We start from the raw sequence: 21,842 nt of genomic DNA, 5'->3' as shown, positions 1-21,842 counted from the left end.
GGTGCAGTGTTAACGTTTGGGGTTAAAAGGACCTGAATGGGAACCTATATAGGCCCTCAGAATGTGCGGACGCTTCGTCATAACCTCGGCCCCTGCGGCCCTGCGGCAACTCTTCGGCTATCTGGAGCAGCCGAATTTCCCGCCGCGGTATAATGTAGCACCGACACAACCGATCCCGGTCGTGTTCGTCGACAAGGGGGCGCGCCATTTCCAGTTGATGCGCTGGGGGCTGCTGCCATCCTGGGTCAAGGACCCCCGTGGCTTCACGCTCCTGATCAACGCGCGCTCGGAGACGGTGTTGGAAAAGCCGGCCTTCAGACACGCGATTCGCAGGCGGCGCGGCCTGATCCCGGCCGACGGCTACTACGAATGGAAGGCGGATGGCGGCCGCAAGCAGCCCTATTTCATTCACCGCGCCGATGGCGCGCCGCTCGGCTTTGCCGCCGTGTTCGAGACCTGGATGGGGCCGAACGGCGAGGAGCTCGACACCGTCGCAATCGTGACGGCCGCGGCCAGCGAGGATCTGGCCGCGCTGCATGACCGCGTGCCGGTGACGATTGCGCCCGACGATTTCGAACGCTGGCTCGATTGCCGTAGCGACGAGGTCGATGCCGTCCTGCCGCTGATGATGGCCCCTCATATCGGCGAGTTCGCCTGGCATCCCGTCTCCACCCGCGTCAACCGCGTCGCCAACGACGACGACCAGCTTTTGCTGCCGATCAGCGCGGAGGAGATGGAAGCCGAGGCGCCGAAGCCGAAGAAGGTGGCGCGGAAGGCAGCCGCGTCGCCGGCCGATGACGGGCAGGGGTCGTTGTTCTAGGCGCGGCCACGATCTCAACTGTCGTCCCGGATCTGCGCTCCGCTTCGCTACGCTTGTTCGGGACGACGATAGAGTTTTGTGGCGTCGATCTCAAACGATCTCCCGCGCCCGCAACTCCGCTATCGCTGCCGCATCGAACCCGATCTCACGCAGCACCGTATCTGTATCCGCGCCAACCTCCGGCGCCATGCGGTCGAGCTTGCCACCGCCATGGGCAAGCCGAAAACCGCTGCCGGCGAAGCGCAGGCGGCCATGGGGCGTATCCAGCTCCTGAATCGCGCCGCGGGCCGTAATTTGCGGATGATCGATGACCTCCTCGATCTTCCAGATGCTGGCGCAGGGCGCGCCGGCGTCTTCCAAAATGGTCTCCCATTCGCGCGACGACTTTGCCGCCAGCGCCTCTTCGATGATGGCGCGCAGCGCCGGCTCGTTCTCGTTGCGCGCAAACCAGTCGGCAAAGCGCGGATCGTCGAGCGTGTCCTTGCGCCCCAGCGCGCCCATCAGCGCGCGGTACTGTTTTTCATTGTTGACCGCGAGCAGAATGTAGCCGTCGCCTGCCTTGAAGAGATTTGCCGTGGTCTTGCGGCTCACCGCCTGGTTGCCCGAAAGCTGTTGGCGATGGCCGGCGACCGACCAGTCCGCGATCTGGCCCGACAGGAACGACAGCGTCGCCTCCAGCATGGAGACGTCGACGAGCTGGCCCTTAGCCGTTCGGTCGCGCTGATAGAGCGCGCTGGAGACGGCAAACGCGGCGGTTGCGCCCGACAGCACGTCGCAGACGGCAAAACCCGCGCGCGTCGGTCCGGTCTCGGGATGTCCCGTGATCGCCATGATGCCCGACAGCGCCTGCACCTTGCCGTCATAGCCCGGTCGCAGGCGATCGGGTCCGGTCTGGCCGAAGCCGGAGACGGCACAGTAGATCAGCTTTGGGTTGATCGCGGACAGTGCCTCATAGCCGATGCCGAGCTTGTCCATCACGCCGGGGCGAAAATTCTCCATGACGACGTCGACCGTTGCTGCGAGCTTTTTGACGATGGCGATCGCCTCGGGCTTTTGCAAATCGAGCGTCAGGCTGCGCTTGTTGCCGTTGACGGCCTGGAAGGCCGGCGCAAGGCCGCGCTCGGCCCATTCGCGCGACAGCGGCGTGCGACGCATGTCCTCGCCCTCGCGCCGCTCGACCTTGATGACGTCGGCACCCAGCAGCGCGAGCTGGTAGCTCGCATAGGGGCCGGCGAGCACTTGCGTGAAGTCCAGAATCTTCACGCCCTCGAACGGTCGGGTCACGCCGCTCCTCCATATTATTTCTTAGTCAGGCCGCGCGGTTGCCCCGCGCGATCTCTTTCTGCTTGTCGAACTCGGCGCGGCGGCGCGCGAGCTCCTCCGGCGAGAGCTGCGCGACGTTGTTGTAGTCGAGCTTCCAGGAGGCGTCCTCGCTCCAGCGCAGTGGCGACTGCATCGTGGTCTGCGGCCCGCTCGCACTCTCCAGCAGCCTTAAGGCCAACTCGAGCGTCTCTGCCTGCGAGGCGACGTCGTGCGGCTTGCCGGCCGAATTGCCGAGCGGGAAGTCGGAGAACAAGAAGCGCGGCACGGCGGCGTGCTCGACGATGTCCTTTGCGCAGCCCATCACCACGGTCGGAATGCCGTTGGCCTCGAGATGTCGCGCGACCAAAGCCGTGGTCTGGTGGCACACCGGACAGTTCGGCACCAGGATTGCGGCATCGACCTTGTCGGCGATACAGCGCGCCAGAATCTCTGGCGCATCGATGTCGAGCGTGACGCGGTGGCTGCGGTTGGTCGGCGCGCCGAAAAAGCGCGGCGCCACCTCGCCGATGCGCCCCGAGGCGGAGGCCTTCAAAAGCTGCGGCAGCGGAAACCAGGTGCCGTTGTCGGTCGCACTGGTGTGCTTGCGGTCATAGCCGATGTGCGAGATGCGCAAATCGTGCTGCTGCGTGGTGTCGCCATCATACACCTGGTAGAACTTCGCGCCGCCATTATACGCCGCGCCCGGTCCCTGATCGCCCTTGGCGGCATCATAAGGCGCGGCTGTCGTGATGATGGTCACCCGCGATTGTGCGAGCGGTTTCTTCAGCGGCTGGAACGGCGCCTCGACGTAATGCGCCCAGCGATAGGGCGTGGTGTAGCCGATCGCCGTGTAGTAATCGCGCGTCCGCTGCATATAGGGGACGGGGGCGTCATAATCGGGCGCAAAGCCAAATTCGTCGTCGCGCGGAGCTGACATGGAGCGCGTCTCCTCGTGTTTCTCGTTGGCGTCAGACTAGAGATAGTCGGCGGGCAGCTCAACGGGGAGCAGGGCGGTGCAGGTCTGAGTTGCGCTTGAGAGTGGTGCCGTATGGACGGTGCCGCTTACCCTCCCCCTCCAGGGGAGGGTGGGCGCGTCACTTGAAAATATGCAGCGCCGCGTGTTGCAGCAGCATGATCGTCTTCGCATCCATGATCCGCCCATCCGCGATCATGGCGAGCGCCTCGTCGATGGAAAGCTCCAGCACCTCGATCTCCTCGCCCTCGTCGACGAGGCCGCCGCCGTCGCCGATCCGCATCTCCGGCTCGTATTCGGCGACGAAGCAATGGATCTTCTCCGTCACCGCGCCGGGGGTCATGAAGGCCTCGAACACCTTGTGGACGTCGTGCAGGCGGTAGCCGATCTCCTCCTCTGCCTCGGCACGGATACGCGCTTCGGGGTCGGCATCGTCGAGCATGCCGGCGGCGGTCTCGATCAGGAGGTCGTCATAGCCGTTGACGAAGGCGGGCAGGCGGAACTGCCGCACCAGCACCACGGTACGGCGCTTGCGGTTGTAGGGCAAAAGTGTCGCGCCGTTGCCGCGGTCATAGACCTCGCGCACCTGCGTCTGCCATTCGCCGTTGTTGCGCCGCCACTCGAAGGTGGTCGACTTGAGCAGATACTTCTTGTCGGAGAGCACGCGGACGTCTTTGACGCGGACACGATCGGAAACGGACATGCGGATCTCTCTGCGCGTTACGGCGTGGGGTCGCGGCCGTCGAGCCACTTCTGGAACATCACCGACGTGGACTCGGCAAAGCCGAGCGACTGATAGAACGCGCCGGCCTGCGTGTTCTCGCGGCGGACCAAAAGCTGGAGCTTCTGGATGCCGGCCTGACGGAGCCAATCTTCGGCGGCGCTCATGATCGCCCGGCCGAGGCCGCGTGCGCGGCGGTCGGGGTCGACGGCGACGTAATAGACCCAGCCGCGGTGCCCGTCGTGGCCGACCATCACCGTTGCCAGGATCGCGTTGCCCTCGCGCCCCACCAGGACGGTGGAATTGTCGCGGCGCCGCGCCAGCGCGATGTCGGCGTGCGGATCGTTCCAGGGCCGCGTCAGGCCGCAGCGCTGCCACAGCGCGACGACGTTGTCGATGTCGCCATCGGCGATCGGACCGATCGCCAGCGGGGTCGGCGAGACCGGCGCGTTCACAGCACTTTTCCGGGGTTCATGATGCCGAGCGGATCGAGCATCGCTTTGACCGATCGCATCAGCTCGATCGCGGTCTTGTCCTTGACGTCAGGCAGCTCGTCGCGCTTGAGCACGCCGATGCCGTGCTCGGCCGAGATCGAGCCGCCCATGCGCAGCACGATCGCGAACACCACGGCGTTCACGTCATGCCAGCGCGCGAGGAAGTCGGCGCTGTTGGCCCCGACCGGCTGGCTGACATTGTAGTGCAAATTGCCGTCGCCGAGATGGCCGAACGGCACCGGGCGCGCGCCGGGGATCAGCTTGACCACGGCGGCATCCGCTTCCGCGATGAAGGCGGGCACGGCGGCCACCGGCACGGAGATGTCGTGCTTGATCGAACCGCCCTCCGGCTTCTGTGCCGCCGACATCTCGTCGCGCAGCTTCCAGAAGCTGGCGCGCTGGGTCAGGTTCGCCGCGATCACGGCGTCGTCGACGATCTCGTCCTCCATGGCGCGGGCGAGGATCGCCTCCAGCGTGTTGCGGGCATCGTCGCGCGGCGAGGACAATTCCATCAGCACGTACCAGGGATGCTTCTCTTGAAGCGGATCGCGCACGTCGATGCCGTGGCGGATCGAAAAGTCCACCGCCATCTCCGCGAGAAGCTCAAAGCTCGTCAGCGCGTTCGAGGCTTCGCCCTGCGCGATCGTCAGCAGCTTGAGCGCCGCCTCCGGCGATTTCAGCCCGACGAACGCCGTCTCGATTGCCCGCGGCTTTGGAAACAGCTTTAGCGTCGCTGCCGTGATGATGCCGAGCGTGCCTTCCGCGCCGATGAAGAGGTTGCGCAGATCGTAGCCGGTGTTGTCCTTTTTCAGTTTTGACAGCGCGTTGAGCACGCGGCCGTCGGCCAGCACCACCTCGAGCCCCAGCGCCATCTCGCGCGCGACGCCATAGGCGAGGGCGGCGGTGCCGCCGGCATTGGTCGAGAGATTGCCGCCGATGGTGCAGCTTCCTTCCGCGCCCAGCGACAACGGAAACAACCGGTCCACCTCGGCCGCCTTCTGCTGCGCGATCTGCAGCACCACGCCGGCCTCGCAGGTCATGGTGTTCGACGCCGTGTCGACCTCGCGGATCTTGTCGAGCCGACGCAGCGACACCACCACCTCGCCATTGTGCGGCGTCTGACCGCCGACGAGCCCGGTATTGCCGCCCTGGGGCACCAGCGCGATTCTGTGCTCCGAGGCGAGCTTGCAGATTGCCGAGACTTCCGCGGTCGAGCCGGGTCGCAGCACCAGCGGCGAGCGGCCATGGAACAAATTGCGCTCCTCGGTGACGTAAGCCTCGATGTCGGCGGCATCAGTGATCGCGTGTCGGTCGCCGACGATCTTGCGGAATTTTTCGATCAGCTCAGGAGCAAGCGGAGGAGCGGCGGATTTATTGACGTTCATGTCTTCTTCTTTCCTACCGGGCGACCGCTGCTCGCCGCAGCCGGTCGTTGATCGCTTCGCCAAGCCCGTCCTCGGGGATCGCCATCACGGCGATGCCGCGCGGGCTCTTTGCATCGAGGCTGCGAAGATAGCCGAACAGGTTGGCGGCGGCTTCATCGAGATCGCCGCTCACTGACAAATTCATGACGGAAGCAGCCATCTCACAGCCGGGCAGGCGCTCAGGCCCGAACGCCAGCAGCGCTTCGCCGGGCGCAACGTTGCGCGCATTGAGCCGCACTTGGGCGCGCGGCGCGTAATGCGAGGCGAGCATGCCCGGCGCCAGCGGCTGCGAGCTGTCGCTCTCGACGTCGGCTGGCGGCCGCGTCAGCGGTTCGCCGAGCACGGCCTCGATTCGCTCGCGCGCGAGCCCGCCCGGCCGCAGCAGCATCGGTGCCTCGAAACAGCCGACAATGGTCGATTCGACCCCGACCTCGACCGGCCCGCCGTCGACGATCAGGTCGATCCGCCCCGAGAGATCATGTTCGACATGCGCGGCCAGGGTCGGCGAGACATGGCCGGAGATGTTGGCTGACGGCGCCACCACGGCCCCGCCGAAGGCGCGCAAAATCTGTTGCGCGACCGGGTGGGCGGGAATGCGGATCGCGACCGTATCGAGCCCGGCGGTCGCGAGCTCGGCAACGGGGCAATCGCCCGTCTTCGGCACCACCAGCGTCAGCGGCCCCGGCCAGAACGCCTCTGCCAGCAGCACCGCGCGCGCATCGAATCGCCCGATCCGGCGCGCCGCCTCGAGGTCCGCGACATGGGCGATCAGCGGATTGAAGGCGGGCCGGCCCTTGGCCGCGTAGAGATGGGCGATCGCCGCGGCATTGGCGGCATCCGCGCCGAGCCCGTAGACCGTCTCGGTCGGGAACGCGACCAACCCCCCGGCATGAAGCGTCCGGGCGGCGGTGTCGGCCGCGGCCGGCCCGGCCGGCAAAATCAGCGTTGTCAGGCCTGTTTTCACAGGGATTAAATTCCTCAAATCGGCCGCTTGCGGTGCGCCAAACCCGACGCTATAAGCCGCCTTCTTGTCGGAGTGTGGCTCAGCCCGGTAGAGCACTGCGTTCGGGACGCAGGGGTCGCAGGTTCGAATCCTGCCACTCCGACCATTCAATTTTCACATGTTTTCTGATTGCTGGCGGGTGCCAAGTCAACCCGCCGGCGGTCTCACGCTGTCCCGCACACTCACAGGTTACAAGGCGTTGCCAATGTGTCTATCCAGACACAGGCTGCGGCCAAAACGCTGCGCGCATGGACGCGGGGCGTCCGGAGACTTTGCCGGGTTCCGTCAGGCGGATAGGTTGGTTCCAACGGGTGAGGTTGGGGCGGGTCATGGAATGCAGGTGTCTGACGGCGCGCCAATGCGTTGATCGCAGCATCGCGCAGGACCATGCGAAATCAGCGAAGTTTTGGATCAGATTGACCGCGCCTCGCGCCATCGTGCTGGCAGCCGGTCTTGCGTTTTCGTCCATCAGCGTGGCGACGGCTGCGGATTATTCCGCCGGCGGTGGCACCGCAAGCGGAGGCGCCGCGGTTGCAATCGGCGAGTTCTCGACGGCGACCGGTCTTTTCGCGGCGGCGCTTGGCGGCGCCAGCGATGCGGACGGCGCGCGCGCCGTTGCAGTTGGGGGAGGCAAGGCTACTGGCAATTTCGCAACGGGAATTGGCTTCTTCGCGAGGGCAACAGGCCAGGACGCAATCGCGATCGGTGTCAATATGGCCGCCGACGGTGACTTCGCCATTGCGCTAGGCGCCTTGAGCCATGCCAACGGCACAAATGCGGTCGCGTTGGGTGCATCTGCCGGTGCGGGGGGCGCTAACGCGACTGGAGTCGGCTTCGGAGTCGGCGCAGGCGGAGCCAATGCCACCGCGATGGGAGCTGGCGCGCAAGCCCAAGGCGACAACTCCGCCGCACTCGGTGCTGCCGCCGCCGCCACCGGCGTGAATGCCACGGCGATCGGCGCCAACGCGGTCAGCAACGGCGATAACGCAACGGCTGTCGGTCAGAACTCGTTTGTCTTCGGCACCAACGCAACCGGGCTTGGCCAGAACAGCGTGGCAAGCGGCGACACCGCGACGGCGGTCGGCCAGAACGCCAATGCGGTCGGCACCGGCACCACTGCGCTCGGCCAGGGCAGCGCGGCGTTTTTCAACAATACCACCGCGCTCGGCCAAAATGCGAACGCGACCGCCGTTGGCGCCACCGCGGTTGGTCAGGCCAGCGTGGCGAGCGCGGTCAATGCGACCTCGATCGGTCTGTCGGCGAAAGCATCCGGCGTCGGCGCCACCGCGCTCGGCGCCAATGCGCAGGCGACCGCCAATGGCGCGGTTGCGATCGGCCTCAGTTCGGCCGCCACTGGCGTCAACGCGATTGCGATCGGCAACGGGGCGGTTGCGACCGGATCGATTGCCGTCGGCAATCTCGCCTCCGCCGCCAATGGCGGTGCGGCCTATGGCGACAACAGCGTGGCGACCGGCAGCAATTCGGCGGCGCTTGGCCCGAACGCGAACGCGACCTTCGCCAACTCCACCGCGATCGGCAATGGCGCGAGCACGAGCGCCGTGAACCAGGTGTCGATCGGTACGGCCTCCAATACCTACCGCATGCAGGGCCTCACCTCGGCGGCAAGCCTTTCGGCACAAACCGGGCCGGTCGCGCTGGTCACGACCGATGCCGCCGGCAATCTCGCGACCACGAGCTTCTCGCCGACCGCGATCGGCTCGCTGCAGAACGACGTCACCGCGCTCCAGGGCAGCGTCAGCACGCTGCAGACCCAGATGCGGCAGGCTTTCGAAGGCACCGCGATGGCGATCGCGATGGGCGGCGCGGCGCTGCCGGCGGACAAGAGGTTCGCGATCTCCAGCAACTGGGGCACGTTCCGCGGCCAGAACGCGGCGAGCTTCGTGGCGCAGATGCGGGTCAGCGACAACGTCGTCCTCAATGGCGGCGTCGCGGCGGGCTTTGCGCAAGGTGGTGTCGGCGGTCGCGCCGGCGTGACGGTTGCGTGGTGATCATGCGTGCGTTTGCGTTGTGGCGAGGGGCGATCGGCACGCTGCTGCTCGCCGGCCTGTTCGTCGCCACGCCCGCGCTGGCACAGCGTCCGGCGCAGGCGCAGCAGGCGGCGCAGCCGCCCAAACCTGCCAACATCGATCGTAACGGCGTCATCATCCTGGTGCGCTCGGCACTGCTCGCGCTCGACCATGCCAACAAGACCGGCAACTACACCGTGCTGCGCGACCTCGGCGCGCCGGGTTTCCAGGTCAACAGCGCGGCGAAGCTTGCGGAGATCTTTGCAAAGCAGCGCAACGACAAGCTCGATCTCTCCGGCATCGCCGTGATCGAACCGCAATTGTCGCTCCTGCCGCAAATCGAATCCAACGGGCTGATGCACATGGCGGGGTTCTTTCCCTCGGTGCCGTCGCAGGTCAATTTCGAGCTGATGTATGCGCCGGTCGACGGCCAGTGGCGGCTGTTCGGCATCTCCGTCTCGATCGGCCAGGCCGCGCCCGCCGCGCCCGAAGCGCAGGCCGCGCCGCCAGCGGGTGCCGCGCCCGCAGCGGCCGCAAAGCCGGCGGCGCCGAAACAGGCGCCCAAGCAATAGGGCCGGCAAGCCGCGTCCGCTACGACTTGCACGAGCTTGGAAGGGAACGAAACTGCCCGGCGTCCCCAAAGCATGATCCGGAAAAGTGCGCAGCGGTTTTCCCTCGCGACAAACGCGGTACGCGTTTGCGCGGAGATCATGCTCAAACAAAGAGCTAAAGCGCGATGACGCTTCAACCCAAAGCCATCGCGCTTTAGTGGGGCGCTGATCGTATCGTGCTCCTGATTTGCCCGACATATTGAACGTCGCGACGCGGCTCGCAGCATCGTTGCCGGTCACGGTCGTTCTACTGTGCATGGGGTTGTTCCGATGCTTTGGGAGCAGGCCGCCTGACCCGAGGGTGCGTCCGGCGAGGCGTGCCGTTTTGCCTCCCATCAAGCCCATTCCGTAAAAAATTTCTCTTTACAGAATTCGGATTTCTGGTATGTCTCGCCGAGTGACGGAATCGTCCCGTGGAGGGACTTTGGATTGCTTCTCCGGTGTTGAGGCGGTCTCTCGCCGGTTCAGCTCTTCGGGACGAGGAACCGGCGCCTCCGCCGCTGACCAAGAGCTTATTTTGCAGCGGCGCTTCGCATCCTGCCATGCGATACTGATCGCGACCGCCTTGAGACCCCCGATGCAACCTTCTCACCCAGCCTCCCTGCGCCGCGCCCTGATCGGCGCTGTGCTGCTTGCCGCGGTCGCAGCAGTAGGCTGGCTCACCTACGTCCTCGCGCTCGATGCCGGTTTCGTCCGCATGCAGCGCGAGGCCAATGACCGCCTGACGCTGATCGCGAGCACCTTCGATGCGACCGTCGCGCGTTTCCGTTATCTGCCGGCGGTGCTGTCGCTTGCCGATCCGATCCGCGCACTCTATCGCGACCCACAGGACGCAGCCGCCATTGCCGCCGCCAATCGTTACCTGCAATCGCTGAACCAGAAGGCGGGCGCGGCCGAGCTCTACGTGCTCGACGGCAACGGCCTTGCGCTCGCCGCCAGCAATTTCGACCAGGACTCCAGCTTCGTCGGACAGAACTACGCGTTTCGTCCCTACTTCCAGGATGCGCTACGCGGCGGCGAGGGCCACTACTATGCCGTCGGCGCCACCACCGGGCAGCCCGGCTATTTCCTCTCGCATCGCATCGAGGAGGCAGGCAAAACCATCGGCGTCGCCGTGGTCAAGATCGACCTCAGCCCGCTTGAAGCGGATTGGGCGCGCGCCGGCGATCTCGTGGCGATGAAGGACGAGAACGGCGTGATCTTCCTTGCAAGCCGCGCCGAGTGGAAATACCGCCCGTTGTCGCCGATACCTGCGAGCCGCATCGCCGAGCTCAATGCCGCGCGCCAGTTCGGCCAGGCGATCGACGGAACGCCGGTGTTCGTGGCCGACGGCAACAGGTCGGGCGTCCAGGTCGGTCGCGCGCGCGGCCGGGACGATGTCGAGCCCGGCGAATATGCCCTTCAGATCCGCCCCCTCGATCAGGGTTGGATGCTGTTGCTGTTCTCGGATGCGGCGGACGCGCGCCGCCATGCGGCCACTGTTGCGACCGCCGGCGCGCTCGCGCTGCTCGCCGCGTTGCTGGTCGCCGTCGTCGCCGATCAGCGCCGGCAGGTGATCCGCGCAAAACTCGAGGCGCATGACGTGCTCGAGCAGCGCGTTGCCGAGCGCACCGAGGAGCTGCGCAAAACCCATGAAAGCCTGGTGCAGAGCGCAAAGCTCGCGAGCCTCGGCCAGGCGCTGGCCGGCGTCGCGCACGAGATCACTCAGCCGCTCGCGGCCCTCATCACCACGATCGCGAGCAGCCGCGTTCTGCTCCGCCGCAACGACGTCGAGCGCACGGCCGGCAATCTCGACACCATGTCGTCGATCGCCGATCGCATGATGGCGCTGATCGCGCATCTGCGCATGTTCGCGCGCAAGGAGACCGGCGCGCGCAGTGTGGTCGCGCTCGGTGCCGTGATCGACAATGCGATCCGCCTTCTGCAATACAAGATCGACAATGAGCGCATCGAGATCGTGCGCGTCATGCCGGCTGAACCGCTGCACAGTTTTGCCAATCCGGTCCGGCTGGAGCAGGTCGTCGTCAATCTGCTGTCGAACGCGATCGGCGCGATGCGGGGGTGCGAGCGGCGTGTTCTCAAGGTCACGCTGGGCCGTCGCGACGGCCGGGCCGAGATCGAGATCGCCGACACCGGCGTTGGGATCGCGCCGGAACATCTGAAATCGCTGTTCGACCCGTTCTTCACCACCAAGGAGATCGGCGAGGGGCTTGGCCTCGGGCTCTCGATTTCGTACGGAATTATCAGGGAGCTCGGAGGAGAGATCTTGGTGGACAGCGTACCGGGCGTCGGCTCGACCTTCACGGTGGTCATTCCCGCGATCGATGGCAGCCCGGCCGCGACGCAAGCGGAACTGCAGGCATGAGCGGCGCGGTTCTCGTCGTCGACGACGAAGACATCGTCCGCGATTCCGTGCGGCAGTGGCTGGAGCTTGGTGGCTTCGCAGTCCGCACCGCCGCCGGCGCGGAGGAGGCGATGCGGCTCCTCAAGGAGAGCCCGCCCGACGTGGTGCTCAGCGATTTTCGCATGCCGCAGATTTCCGGGCTCGAGTTGATGCGCGACGTTCACCGCGCCGATCCTGACATCCCGGTGGTGCTGCTGACCGCCCATGGCGACGTGCCCCTGGCGGTCGCCGCGATGCGCGAGGGCGCCTACGACTTCCTGCAAAAGCCCCACGATCCCGAGCAGCTCTCTCTGGTGATCGCGCGTGCCGTCGAGCGGCGGCGGCTGAAATTGCAGCTCGGCGAGCTCGCTGGCAGGCTCGCGGCGAGCGGCGCGATCGAGAGCCGCCTGATCGGTCTGTCAAAACCGATGGCCGCGCTGCGCGCCAGCGTGCTGGAGCTTGCCGGCCACGACCGCGACGTCATCGTCACCGGCGAGACTGGAACCGGCAAGGAAGTGGTGGCGCGCGCGCTCCACGATTTTGGCCCGCGCGCGAAAGCGCCGTTTGTCGCGGTGAATTGCGCGGCGATCCCGGCCGAGCTGTTCGAGAGCGAATTGTTCGGCCACGAGGCCGGCGCCTTCACCGGCGCGCGGGCGAGCCGCATCGGCAAGTTCGAGCACGCCTCCGGCGGCACGCTGCTGCTCGACGAGATCGAGAGCATGCCGCTGCCGTTCCAGGCCAAGATTCTTCGCGCGCTGCAGGAGCGCGCGATCGAGCGCGTCGGATCGAACAAGCTCGTGCCGGTGGACGTGCGGGTGATTGCGGCTGCCAAGGGCGATCTGGCCGCCGAGAGCCGGGACGGGCGCTTCCGCTCCGATCTTTATTTTCGCCTCGCCGCCGCCGAGATCGGCCTGCCGCCGCTGCGCGAGCGCGGCAACGACGTGCTGCTCCTGTTCGAGCATTTTGCGGCGGCTGCCGCCGAGGGCGCCGGCCGCGCGCTGTCGCCGCTGCGGCCCGACGATCTCGATGCGCTGCTTGGGCATGACTGGCCGGGCAATGTGCGCGAATTGAAGAACGTCGCCGAGCGCTACGCGCTGGGGTTAGCTGCGACCGGCCGCAGCGTTGCGGAAATCTTGCGGCGCGGCGAGCCGGGTGCGCCACGGCGCACACTTGCCGACCGCGTCGCGGCCTATGAGCGGACGCTGATCGAGGCGACCTTGCGCGAGCATGATTGGTCAATCGCGGACGTCACCGAAGAACTCGGCGTTCCCCGCCGTACCCTGAACGAGAAGATGGCGAAATATTCGCTGGTCCGGCCAGGCCGCAAGGACGGCTGAGCGCAGCTCCGATCAGCGGAAATCCGCCAATGACGCCGTTCGCGTCGGCGGATTTCCGCCGATGTCGTGGCGTGCCCTGCGATCGTTCCTCGCGAAATCACCCCCAAACATCGGCAAATCCGGCCTTGTCCCATGTTGCCACTGACTGGCACGGCCGTTGCTGAAGAGCGCCGAGACCATTTTGGTCCGGAGGCGGCGCCACCTTGCGATCCAACAAGCAAGCGGCCGTTTCCCGCAGGAAACACCAAGCCCTTGGAGGACGTCGTGAGTTCACAGGAAGCCTCGATCCAGAACCTTGCCCCCGCGGGCGCCGAGCCCCGCAGCGATCTCGCCGATGTGAAGCGACGGCTGCGCGCGATCTTCATCGGCTCGGTCGGCAATCTCGTCGAGTGGTACGATTTCTACGCCTATGCGGCCTTCGCGCTCTATTTCGCCAAGGCGTTCTTTCCTGACGGCGACGAGGTGGTGCAGCAGCTCAACGCCGCCCTGCTGTTTGCCGCCGGCTTCCTGGTGCGGCCGCTCGGCGGCTGGCTGTTCGGCCATCTCGCCGACAGCTACGGACGACGCAATGCGCTGACGCTGTCGGTGGTGATGATGTGCTTCGGCTCGCTGATCATCGCGGTGACGCCGACCTATGCGACGATCGGGATCGCCGCGCCGATCATCCTCGGCCTTGCGCGCGTCCTGCAGGGCCTGAGCCTCGGCGGCGAATACGGCACCAGCGCCACCTATCTCACCGAAGTGGCCGACGAGAAGAACCGCGGCTTCTATTCCAGCTTCCAGTATGTGACGCTGATCGGCGGCCAGCTCTGCGCCATCCTCGTGCTGCTCCTGCTCCAGAAGGTGTTCCTGTCGACCGAGGAAATCCGCGCCTGGGGCTGGCGCGTGCCGTTCGCCTTCGGCGCCGTGCTCGCCGTCGTCGCCGCGCTGATGCGCAGCAATCTGCACGAGACCGACGCCTTCAAGAACAGCCAGAAGGTGACCAAGAAGTCGAGCTCGATCCGCGCGCTGATGAACTATCCGCGCGAGGTCTTGCTGGTGGTCGGCTTGACCATGGGCGGCACCGCGGCGTTCTACACCTACACCACCTACATGCAGAAGTTCTTGCGGCTTTCGGTGAAACTGAACGACGACCAGACCACGATGGTGACGGCGGGCAGTCTCATCTTCGCGATGCTGCTGCAGCCGATCTACGGCGCGATCTCGGATCGCATCGGACGCAAATGGCTTCTGATCGGGTTTGGCGTATCAGGCACGCTGTTCACCATTCCGCTGCTCACCAGCCTGCAGGCGGCGCATGACGCCTTCACCGCCTTCCTGCTGATCGCGGCGGCCTGGATGATCGTGTCGGGCTATACCGCTATCAACGCGGTGGTGAAGGCCGAACTGTTCCCGACCAGCGTCCGGGCGACCGGCGTCGGCGTCCCCTATGCGCTCACCGTCTCGATCTTCGGCGGTACAGCGGAATCGATCGCGCTGTGGTTCAAGTCGATCGGGCACGAGAGCTGGTTCTACTACTATCTCACCGGCTGCATCGCGATTTCGCTGCTGGTCTATCTGACCATGCGGGACACCAAGAAGCTGTCGGCGATGAATCGGCACGAATAGCGAGGCGGCGGCGCGGGCCTCATGTGCCCGCGCCCGGCTCCAGCGCTTCGCCCATCTCGAGCGGATGCGCCATGGCCTCGTGCAGCGCGTCGCGGTCGAGTTCGCCTTCCGACAGGCTGATCACGACGCAAGCAACGCCGTTGCCGATCAGATTGGTCAGCGCCCGGCACTCGCTCATGAACTTGTCGATGCCGACCAGGATCGCGATCGACTGGATCGGGATGTCGGGCACGATCGAGAGGGTGGCCGCGAGCGTGATGAAGCCGGCGCCGGTCACGCCCGAAGCACCCTTCGAGGTGATCATGGCGATGCCCAAAATGCCGAGCTCCTGCCAGATCGTCAGGTTGGTGTTGGTCGCCTGCGCGAGGAACAGGGTCGCCAGCGTCATGTAGATGTTGGTGCCGTCGAGGTTGAAGCTGTAGCCGGTCGGTATGACGAGGCCGACCACGGAGCGCGAGGCGCCGAGATGTTCCATCTTCTGGATCATCTGCGGCAGCACCGTCTCCGACGACGAGGTGCCGAGCACGATCAAAAGCTCGTCCTTGATATAGGCGATGAAGCGGATGATCGAGAAACCGGTCAGCCGCGCGATCGCGCCGAGCACGATCAGCACGAAGAGCATGCTGGTGAGATAGAACGTCCCGATCAGGGCGGCGAGATTGAGCAGCGAACCGAGGCCGTAGGCGCCGACGGTGAAGGCCATCGCGCCGAATGCGCCGATCGGCGCGACGCGGACGATGATGCGGATGATGCCGAAGAACATTTTTGCGGCCTTGTCGATCGCCGCCGCAATTGGCTCGCCTGCCTTGCCGAGGAAGGCGATGGAAAAGCCTGACAGGATCGAGATCAGGAGCACCTGCAATAGGTCGCCGCGCGCGATCGCGCCAAGATAGCTGTCGGGAATGATCGCCATCAGATGAGAGACGATGCCCTGCTCCTTCGCCTGGGTGACGTAGGTCGCCACCGACTTCGGATCGATCGTGGCGGGGTCGATGTTGAAACCGTGCCCGGGCTGCAGCACTTCGCCGACGAGCAGGCCGACGGCGAGCGCCACCGTCGAGACTGTCTCGAAATAGATCAGCGCCTTCAGGCCGACGCGGCCGACGCGCTTGAGGTCGCCCATCGAGGAGATGCCGTGCACGACCGTGCAGAAGATCACCGGTGCGATCATCATCTTGATCAGCGCGATAAAACCGTCGCCGAGCGGTTTTAGCTCCTTGCCGAGATCGGGATAGAAGTAGCCGACGAGCACGCCGAGCGCGATCGCGATCAGGACCTGAACGTAGAGGATGCGATACCAGGGCTGGTGACGGCGAGCGGCGGCCGGTCGGAACGCTTCTGTCGTCATTGGGGTCCCCCCGATGGTGTTTTCACACCATCATGGGGCGGCGGTGCTCGGGCGGATACTCACAATTTCGTCGGTGCGTGCAGGCCTGTGTCCCATTCCCGTGGAGGCAGGCGCCCGCTCACATCAGTTGGGCGACAAGGCTGATCAACTCGACCTGCCGGTGCGTCCCGGTCTTGGAGAATACCGACTTCAGATGATTGCGCGCGGTCTCGCGCGCGATACGCAGCCGCTCGGAGGCCTGCTCGACCGAGAGACCGCTGGCAAGGAGCGATACCAGCCGTGCTTCCGCCGGCGTGACGTCGAAGGCCTGCGCGATCAGGTTCGGCTCGGGCGGCAAGCGCGGCACGAGGTTGGACAACGTGAGCATTGCGCGGGCACCGAGAAACACGTTGCGCGCGGCGCCGTCGATTGGCAGCACGCGCAAGGCCACCGGCGGCTTGGCCATCCGGCGGATCAAGATTGGTTCGTGGGAAAGCGCGTGATGCTCGGCGGTGAAGCGGATGGCGTCGATCAGGCGATCAATCCTGGCCATCGCAAGCTTGTCTCGAACGACAAGCCGCCGATCCCTGATCCTGATCTCGTCGTCGAAGCCCGCATCTGCCGCTTCGTTCCGGCTCAGCACGCGTCCGGCGCGGTCGATTACGAGCGCGGGCTGTCGCACCCGATCGAGCACGTTCGTCATGCTGTGAAGCGCGACGCGGCCGATCGCTGTCGAGAGCGTTGCCGTTTCCGTCAGCCGTGGCGCAAGCTGGGCCAGAAGCCGCGTGTCGCGCATATCGAACGCACCTTCACGCGACGTCCTTTGCAAGGTCAGCACCCAGGAGGCCGAGCCGGCCCAGAAGCCGATGCCCGCGAACCACTGCAATCCAAAAGGGCGCAGCACCTCATTGTACATGGGGTCGCTGCGCATCTCATCCGGTGTTACGCAATCTTCGTCAGTGATGACTTCACCCGACATGGCGCGAGGAACGCCTCTGGCACGGGGATCGGAGACGTGCCAGCTCTGCCCGAAATAGCGCTGCAAGGCCTCATCCATCGAAGCCGTGCGGGGCACGTCGGGCGTGCGGATGTCGGCCTGGAGCAGCACGGCGCCGGTCGCGCCGGCCGCGCGGCAGAGATCGTCCATGATCGCGGGCCACGCCGCCGGATCGATCGCGGCATCGCCAAGGCGGCCGATGACCCTGGATAACTTGTCGTGATCGATCGCGCTTGTCGTCAAGGCACGTCCCCCACTGCCGATAGGACAAAAGTCTTCACCGCCGGCTGGGCGGGGAGCAAGGCCAATGTCCGCCTTCCGCAACGAAATTATTCGAATGGATGAGGCGGCGAGGTAATTAACTACCACTTTATGTTATGCCCCGTTTGGGTCATGCCGTTCGTCTGGACATCGTTTAGGTGATCCAACGATGTGCTCATGCCGCCTTGGGGTGTTCGTCGCGCCAGCCGACCGGTTGATGGTCCAATGACCGCCATTCAACCGAGCGATGTTCAATGCGCGTGTTGTGGCAAGCACTCGTCGCAGGCGCTCCCGCCGGCCAGCAATGAATTCGGCGCCCGCGATCTCGACAACCGTCCGCCCGAGACGATGCGCTCCACAATGGAGAGCTGGCTACAGGAATGTCCGCATTGCGGTTACGTCGCAGCCGACCTGGGCCAGGCCGAGGAGAGCGATCGCCGGCTGGTGAAAGCCGATCGATATCAGGTCCTGCGCCAGGGTCCCTACGTCTCGCGCCTGTCGGGCCGCTTTCTGCTTCGCGCGGTGCTCGACTCGCTCGGGGGCCGGCGTGAGCGCGCGTTTGCCAATACCGTCTGCGCGGCCTGGGATGCGGACGATCGCGACCTCAGGGATGCTGCGCGATCCCTGCGCAAGCGCGCAGCGAGCTACCTGAAAGGACATGACGAGGAGTCGATCGAGCTCAAGCTCAGGCTCCTGGACGTCCACCGGCGTGCGTCGGACTGGAAGAGTGCAGACCTGATGGCGCGGCATCTGGCTGAACAGAAGCTGGACCCGCAGACGTCAGCGATCCTCGCGTTTCAGGTCCGGCGGATTCACGCAAAGGACGATGCTGCCTACACCGTGGCGCACGCGCTGACCGGCGACCTCGGAGCAGAGCACCGGCTTCGGATCCTGCGTTAATATCCCGAAGGCCCAGCACGGCCGGTCAGGGCCGAGAACGGGGCCGATGGCCGGACATTTTCCGCTCCGTGGCCTATCGCGGAACCCGCGCCGTTGGTGTAGCTTTCCCGCAACAAAGGCCGCCTGTCCGCTCGCCAAATCAAAAAGGCCGACAGGGAGGACCAAAAGGGAGCCCAAGGGGAAGTCATGAGTCGCGCAGGACTGGTTCCTCTGCTGATGATGCATCCCTGGTCGTGGCGGGCGTTTGCGGTCGGCGTCTTGGTCGTGGCGGCGTCAGCGGCTCTTCAGGGCGTGTGTGTTCTTCTCGGTGCCGATCTCTATTTCGCGGCCTTCCTGCCCGGCGTTTTCGTTGTTGGAATTCTCGTTGGCGCTCCCGCCGCGGTTTTTGCCATTCTGCTCAGCATTGTGCTGGTATGGTGGGCGTTCATGCCGCCGTTCTTCGAATTCAGCCCGCTGACCATCGCCTATGCGCATGACATCAACCTGTTCTTCCTGTTCAGCGTGCTGTTGATCGGCCTGGCCGACCTCTGCCGCCAGACCGTGGCGATCATCGGCCGCGGCGATCTGAACGCGGGAAACGAGAACACCGCTCCGCATTCGCGCTGACGTGGCCCGCGCGCAACAGTTCGGAAACTATCCTCCCGGTCTTCTCCCGCCGCTAACTTTTCAAAAATCGTTCTGTCGCACCTTCGGCTCCGGAATGGACGAAGGGGAGTTTGGGACATGAACGGACAAGCCATCCTGGAGAATGTGCGCCGCTACCGTGCGATCGCCTCGCTGCATCGCCAGACGGCCGCGTTCCGGCCGCGCCAGAGCTGGTCCTTGCTGGAGCAGGCCAGCGAATGGGAATCGCGCGCGCTTGCCGAGCTCGAGGCTTATTTTGCCGGCTGCGAAAGCCGTTGGTCGGCGACGGAACTGGCTGCGGCCTGATCGGCGCCCTGCCGCCGCAGCAGCATGCGGAGGACGAGGGCAAGCAGCGCCGCCATGGCGAGACCGCCGATGGCGGGAATCAATTGATGGCTCGTCGCTTCGGCCGGGCCGGCGAACGCCTTCAAGCCCGCCGTCTGGAGCATTCCGTAAGCGCCGGCGATGAAGATCAGGCCGTAGATCGTGCCGCGTTCACCTGAACTCGCCATCCGCATGAGCTCAGGAAGCAGCAGCGCAAGTCCAATCCCAGCGATCGGCAGGTCGTAGTCATAGGCATAGGGGCTGAGCATCACCGACACCAGGGCCGCGATCCCGAGCGCCGTGCGCGGCGGCAGCTTGCGCAGTACCGCAATCACAATGGCAAGCAGCGCCAGGCCCGCCGCGACGACCTGTCCCCAAAACGCCAGCGTCGCCGATACGCCAAGCGTATGCAGCGCCGCGTAGACGGAGATCATGCGGAACAGCGGATAGTCGCCGTTCTCGAGATAGGTTGCGGAGTCCCTGACGGCGCCGAGCAGCGCGGTCCAGATCTGCGGGCCGAACAGCGCCGTGCAGAGCACGGAGCTTGCCAGCACGCCGATCGCGGCAGTCGCGAGGCTCACCCAGCGGCGCGTGACCAGGAGATAGAACGCCATCGCGACCGCGAGATGCGGCTTGATGACCATGGCCGCGAGAGCAAGACCTGCGAAGACCTCGTTCGATGTTTCGCGTCGCTCGACATTAAGGCAGACGAGGCCAATCAGCCCCGCGGTCAAAAATCCGTTCTGTCCGCAGGTGAGCGTCACGGCGAGCGCCGGAAATAGCACGATCAGGACCAGCGCGAAGGCGTTGCCCGCGATCGACCGCAGCGTGGTCAGGAAGAAGACGAGGGTTGCGGCCGTGAACAGCAAATAGGCGAGCCCGACCGGCAGAAGCGCGAAGGGCGCGATCAGCAGGCTGAATTGCGGCGGATAGGTCCATGGCATGAAGTTCGAGACGCCAAAGGCCTCGATCTGCATCTGCAATAGCCGCTCGAGCTGATAGGCCTGATGCACGTCGCCGAGCCAGACGCGCTGCGCGATGATGTGGAAGTCGTCGAAATCGACGAGTCCGCGCTGCTCCAGCGATCCCAGTCGGGAGAACCACGCCGTCTTGGCGATGACGCTGATCGTCACCGCCCCGAGCACGAGGCGCGTGTACATGGTACGCTTGGCTTCCGAGGATTGTGCCAGCTCCAGCGTCTTCGCAAATCCCTTGGCGAGCATGAATAGATGCCCTTCTGGCAGAAAATGACTATCCGTGCCGCCGCGACTCCCTGTGTTCGCGTCAAGCACCGCGCATTGCCGATGATTGCTGGATATTTCTTAAGAGAAATACACTTCGGGGTTGTAACAGAAGAAACTGCAACGACGCGGGCGCTTTAGGCTTAACGAACTCCTAAAATTTCTTCGCAACCGAGCGCCACATTGGAACCCCGTGGAACCATCTGGGGGGCGAGGGTGGCGTTGCCTCGCCGCGCCCTTCGTGTGATAGCAGCGCGCATGGGGCCGAATCGTCATTTCGGCCGGGGGCACGCGATGGCGACTTTCAACCGCATCTTCACGACGGAACGGCTTCTCCAGATCATCTGCGTGCTCGGCGCCGCGCTGATCATGAAGCTGATGAGCTGAACACCTAGCTACTGCCCGCGCAGCTCCGGCACGTCGGGCAGGTAGGCCGAGCCTTCCGATCCCAGGAAATCGAACATCGCCTGCGCCGGCGGCAGCAGGATCTTGTCGCTGCGGCGGATCACGTACCATTGCCGCACGATGGGCAGGCCCGCGACGTCCAGGATGATGAGCCGGCCTTCGGCGAGCTCGTGCGCAACCGTGTGTGCCGAGATGAAGGCGATGCCGAGACCGGCGATGACCGCCTGCTTGATGGTCTCGTTGCTGCTCATCTCCATGCCGATGATCGGTTCGAGATCGGAGCGCTGAAACATCCCCTCCATCAGCGTGCGCGTGCCCGAGCCGGGCTCGCGGGTAAGGAAGGTCTCGTGCACGAGATCGGTCAGGTTGAGGCCACGATCTTTCGCGAGCCAGTGTCCCTTGCGGGCGACGATGACGTGCGGATTGCGGCCCAACTGGCGGACGTCGACGGTGACGTCGGCCGGTGGCCGACCCATCACCGCAAAATCGAGATCGTAGCCGTGCATGGCTTCGCGGATTTCCTCGCGGTTGCCGATGGCCAGCTTGATCTCGATTTTCGGAAAGCGCTTCGAGAATTCGGCGATGGCGTGCGGGACGAAGTATTTTGCGGTGGAGACTGCGCCGAGATGCACCGTGCCGCCGGTGCGGCCCGCCAGAAGGTCGAGCGCGCCCTGGCAATCGGCGATCGCCGCCTCGACGCGATCGGCGAGCGCCAGCACCTCGCGCCCCGCGGCAGTCAACAACATGCCATCGCCGGTTCGCTGCACCAGGGGCAATCCGGCGAGATCCTGCAACTGACGGAGCTGCTGCGTCACCGCCGGCTGGGTCAGGCCGAGATGGGTGGAGGCGGCGGTCACACTGCCCCTGGCCGAAAGCGCCGCAAGCGAGCGGAGCTGCCGGATCGTCAGATGCCGTAGCTGGGTCGCTGGATGGGCATTATAAGGAAAATCTTTGACGGCCATTATGAATAGAAATTTTCCTTATTAAGTCGGCTCTGTCAACTTCTTCGTGCTGGACCGATGCCCACCCCCGCAAAAGCGGGGTCAACCGAGGCGGCGGC

General features: G+C 65.2%; 19 protein-coding genes and 1 tRNA gene. 10 read left to right on the top strand and 10 right to left on the bottom strand.

All coding sequences use genetic code 11. The features are described from left to right. Positions 1 to 61: 61 nt before the first annotated feature. Positions 62 to 820 (top strand): SOS response-associated peptidase, encoded by a 759-nt coding sequence (locus KUF59_RS33630; RefSeq protein ID WP_258767569.1) that lies wholly within the window; start codon positions 62 to 64, stop codon positions 818 to 820. 90 nt (positions 821 to 910) lie between these two features. Here the strand turns inward: KUF59_RS33630 and KUF59_RS33625 are convergent, their stop codons facing one another. From KUF59_RS33625 to KUF59_RS33600, 6 genes are all read right to left on the bottom strand, one after another. Beyond that, complete coding sequence (locus KUF59_RS33625; protein ID WP_258767568.1) at positions 911 to 2,104, bottom strand: CaiB/BaiF CoA transferase family protein; 1,194 nt, start codon at positions 2,102 to 2,104, stop codon at positions 911 to 913. A 25-nt stretch (positions 2,105 to 2,129) separates the two neighbouring features. Continuing rightward, positions 2,130 to 3,059 (bottom strand): glycine/sarcosine/betaine reductase selenoprotein B family protein, encoded by a 930-nt coding sequence (locus tag KUF59_RS33620; protein WP_258767566.1) that lies wholly within the window; start codon positions 3,057 to 3,059, stop codon positions 2,130 to 2,132. Between the two features lie 157 nt (positions 3,060 to 3,216). Next, on the bottom strand, positions 3,217 to 3,798 hold the full coding sequence (locus KUF59_RS33615; protein WP_258767565.1) for an NUDIX domain-containing protein: 582 nt from the start codon (positions 3,796 to 3,798) through the stop codon (positions 3,217 to 3,219). 17 nt (positions 3,799 to 3,815) lie between these two features. After that, positions 3,816 to 4,271, bottom strand: coding sequence for a GNAT family acetyltransferase (locus KUF59_RS33610; RefSeq protein WP_258767564.1), 456 nt, complete (start codon positions 4,269 to 4,271; stop codon positions 3,816 to 3,818). Beyond that, the gene (locus KUF59_RS33605; RefSeq protein WP_258767563.1) at positions 4,268 to 5,695 is read right to left on the bottom strand and encodes an FAD-binding oxidoreductase; all 1,428 of its coding nucleotides are present in this window, start codon (positions 5,693 to 5,695) and stop codon (positions 4,268 to 4,270) included. Before KUF59_RS33605 ends, KUF59_RS33610 begins: the two co-directional genes overlap by 4 nt. Positions 5,696 to 5,708: 13 nt before the next feature. Further along, positions 5,709 to 6,698 carry an L-threonylcarbamoyladenylate synthase gene (locus KUF59_RS33600; protein WP_212458819.1) on the bottom strand — a complete coding sequence of 330 codons (990 nt, stop codon included), beginning with the start codon at positions 6,696 to 6,698 and terminating at the stop codon, positions 5,709 to 5,711. A 68-nt stretch (positions 6,699 to 6,766) separates the two neighbouring features. Between KUF59_RS33600 and KUF59_RS33595 the strand changes: the two genes are divergently transcribed. From KUF59_RS33595 to KUF59_RS33570, 6 genes are all read left to right on the top strand, one after another. After that, positions 6,767 to 6,843: transfer RNA gene (locus tag KUF59_RS33595), tRNA-Pro, on the top strand. 310 nt (positions 6,844 to 7,153) lie between these two features. Next, entirely contained in the window at positions 7,154 to 8,746 is a 1,593-nt protein-coding gene (locus KUF59_RS33590; RefSeq protein WP_309500887.1) for a YadA-like family protein, read from the top strand. A gap of 2 nt (positions 8,747 to 8,748) precedes the next feature. After that, the gene (locus KUF59_RS33585) at positions 8,749 to 9,336 is read left to right on the top strand and encodes a hypothetical protein (RefSeq protein WP_258767561.1); all 588 of its coding nucleotides are present in this window, start codon (positions 8,749 to 8,751) and stop codon (positions 9,334 to 9,336) included. A 616-nt stretch (positions 9,337 to 9,952) separates the two neighbouring features. Then, positions 9,953 to 11,740, top strand: a complete 1,788-nt coding sequence (locus KUF59_RS33580; RefSeq protein WP_258767560.1) for a sensor histidine kinase — start codon at positions 9,953 to 9,955, stop codon at positions 11,738 to 11,740. Continuing rightward, on the top strand, positions 11,737 to 13,095 hold the full coding sequence (locus KUF59_RS33575; RefSeq protein ID WP_258767559.1) for a sigma-54-dependent transcriptional regulator: 1,359 nt from the start codon (positions 11,737 to 11,739) through the stop codon (positions 13,093 to 13,095). The genes KUF59_RS33580 and KUF59_RS33575 overlap by 4 nt, the downstream gene beginning before the upstream one ends. 285 nt (positions 13,096 to 13,380) lie before the next feature. Beyond that, entirely contained in the window at positions 13,381 to 14,703 is a 1,323-nt protein-coding gene (locus KUF59_RS33570) for an MFS transporter (protein ID WP_212458949.1), read from the top strand. A 19-nt stretch (positions 14,704 to 14,722) separates the two neighbouring features. Here KUF59_RS33570 and KUF59_RS33565 read toward each other — a convergent pair whose 3' ends face one another. Both KUF59_RS33565 and KUF59_RS33560 read right to left on the bottom strand, forming a co-directional pair. Further along, positions 14,723 to 16,051: a dicarboxylate/amino acid:cation symporter gene (locus KUF59_RS33565; RefSeq protein ID WP_212458813.1), complete on the bottom strand. Its 1,329-nt coding sequence runs from the start codon at positions 16,049 to 16,051 to the stop codon at positions 14,723 to 14,725. A gap of 118 nt (positions 16,052 to 16,169) precedes the next feature. Further along, positions 16,170 to 17,270 carry a LuxR C-terminal-related transcriptional regulator gene (locus KUF59_RS33560; RefSeq protein WP_258767558.1) on the bottom strand — a complete coding sequence of 367 codons (1,101 nt, stop codon included), beginning with the start codon at positions 17,268 to 17,270 and terminating at the stop codon, positions 16,170 to 16,172. Between the two features lie 243 nt (positions 17,271 to 17,513). On the opposite strand from KUF59_RS33560, the gene KUF59_RS33555 reads away from it, so the two are divergent. The 3 genes from KUF59_RS33555 (at position 17,514) to KUF59_RS33545 (ending at position 19,118) form a co-directional block, all read left to right on the top strand. Continuing rightward, positions 17,514 to 18,188 carry a hypothetical protein gene (locus tag KUF59_RS33555; RefSeq protein ID WP_258767557.1) on the top strand — a complete coding sequence of 225 codons (675 nt, stop codon included), beginning with the start codon at positions 17,514 to 17,516 and terminating at the stop codon, positions 18,186 to 18,188. A gap of 186 nt (positions 18,189 to 18,374) precedes the next feature. Continuing rightward, positions 18,375 to 18,794: a DUF4118 domain-containing protein gene (locus KUF59_RS33550; RefSeq protein WP_212458810.1), complete on the top strand. Its 420-nt coding sequence runs from the start codon at positions 18,375 to 18,377 to the stop codon at positions 18,792 to 18,794. Between the two features lie 117 nt (positions 18,795 to 18,911). Then, positions 18,912 to 19,118 carry a hypothetical protein gene (locus KUF59_RS33545; protein ID WP_212401380.1) on the top strand — a complete coding sequence of 69 codons (207 nt, stop codon included), beginning with the start codon at positions 18,912 to 18,914 and terminating at the stop codon, positions 19,116 to 19,118. Here KUF59_RS33545 and KUF59_RS33540 read toward each other — a convergent pair. Both KUF59_RS33540 and KUF59_RS33535 read right to left on the bottom strand, forming a co-directional pair. Further along, complete coding sequence (locus tag KUF59_RS33540) at positions 19,064 to 20,359, bottom strand: glycosyltransferase family 87 protein (protein WP_212458809.1); 1,296 nt, start codon at positions 20,357 to 20,359, stop codon at positions 19,064 to 19,066. The two genes, KUF59_RS33545 and KUF59_RS33540, sit on opposite strands and share 55 nt — an antisense overlap. Positions 20,360 to 20,772: 413 nt before the next feature. Further along, positions 20,773 to 21,744, bottom strand: coding sequence for a LysR family transcriptional regulator (locus KUF59_RS33535; protein WP_212458808.1), 972 nt, complete (start codon positions 21,742 to 21,744; stop codon positions 20,773 to 20,775). Between the last annotated feature and the right edge of the window lie 98 nt (positions 21,745 to 21,842).

This window comes from Bradyrhizobium arachidis (assembly GCF_024758505.1).
Classification (GTDB): domain Bacteria; phylum Pseudomonadota; class Alphaproteobacteria; order Rhizobiales; family Xanthobacteraceae; genus Bradyrhizobium; species Bradyrhizobium manausense_C.
This window is presented reverse-complemented; position numbering and strand designations above follow the sequence as displayed.

Excerpts from the sequence above, each read along its gene's own strand:
- KUF59_RS33630 (WP_258767569.1), top strand. The coding sequence starts at position 62 with ATGTGCGGACGCTTCGTCATAACCTCGGCCCCTGCGGCCCTGCGGCAA.
- KUF59_RS33620 (WP_258767566.1), bottom strand. The coding sequence starts at position 3,059 with ATGTCAGCTCCGCGCGACGACGAATTTGGCTTTGCGCCCGATTATGAC.
- KUF59_RS33615 (WP_258767565.1), bottom strand. The coding sequence starts at position 3,798 with ATGTCCGTTTCCGATCGTGTCCGCGTCAAAGACGTCCGCGTGCTCTCC.
- KUF59_RS33605 (WP_258767563.1), bottom strand. The coding sequence starts at position 5,695 with ATGAACGTCAATAAATCCGCCGCTCCTCCGCTTGCTCCTGAGCTGATC.
- KUF59_RS33585 (WP_258767561.1), top strand. The coding sequence starts at position 8,749 with ATGCGTGCGTTTGCGTTGTGGCGAGGGGCGATCGGCACGCTGCTGCTC.
- KUF59_RS33580 (WP_258767560.1), top strand. The coding sequence starts at position 9,953 with ATGCAACCTTCTCACCCAGCCTCCCTGCGCCGCGCCCTGATCGGCGCT.
- KUF59_RS33575 (WP_258767559.1), top strand. The coding sequence starts at position 11,737 with ATGAGCGGCGCGGTTCTCGTCGTCGACGACGAAGACATCGTCCGCGAT.
- KUF59_RS33565 (WP_212458813.1), bottom strand. The coding sequence starts at position 16,051 with ATGACGACAGAAGCGTTCCGACCGGCCGCCGCTCGCCGTCACCAGCCC.
- KUF59_RS33555 (WP_258767557.1), top strand. The coding sequence starts at position 17,514 with ATGACCGCCATTCAACCGAGCGATGTTCAATGCGCGTGTTGTGGCAAG.
- KUF59_RS33550 (WP_212458810.1), top strand. The coding sequence starts at position 18,375 with ATGAGTCGCGCAGGACTGGTTCCTCTGCTGATGATGCATCCCTGGTCG.
- KUF59_RS33545 (WP_212401380.1), top strand. The coding sequence starts at position 18,912 with ATGAACGGACAAGCCATCCTGGAGAATGTGCGCCGCTACCGTGCGATC.
- KUF59_RS33540 (WP_212458809.1), bottom strand. The coding sequence starts at position 20,359 with ATGCTCGCCAAGGGATTTGCGAAGACGCTGGAGCTGGCACAATCCTCG.
- KUF59_RS33535 (WP_212458808.1), bottom strand. The coding sequence starts at position 21,744 with ATGGCCGTCAAAGATTTTCCTTATAATGCCCATCCAGCGACCCAGCTA.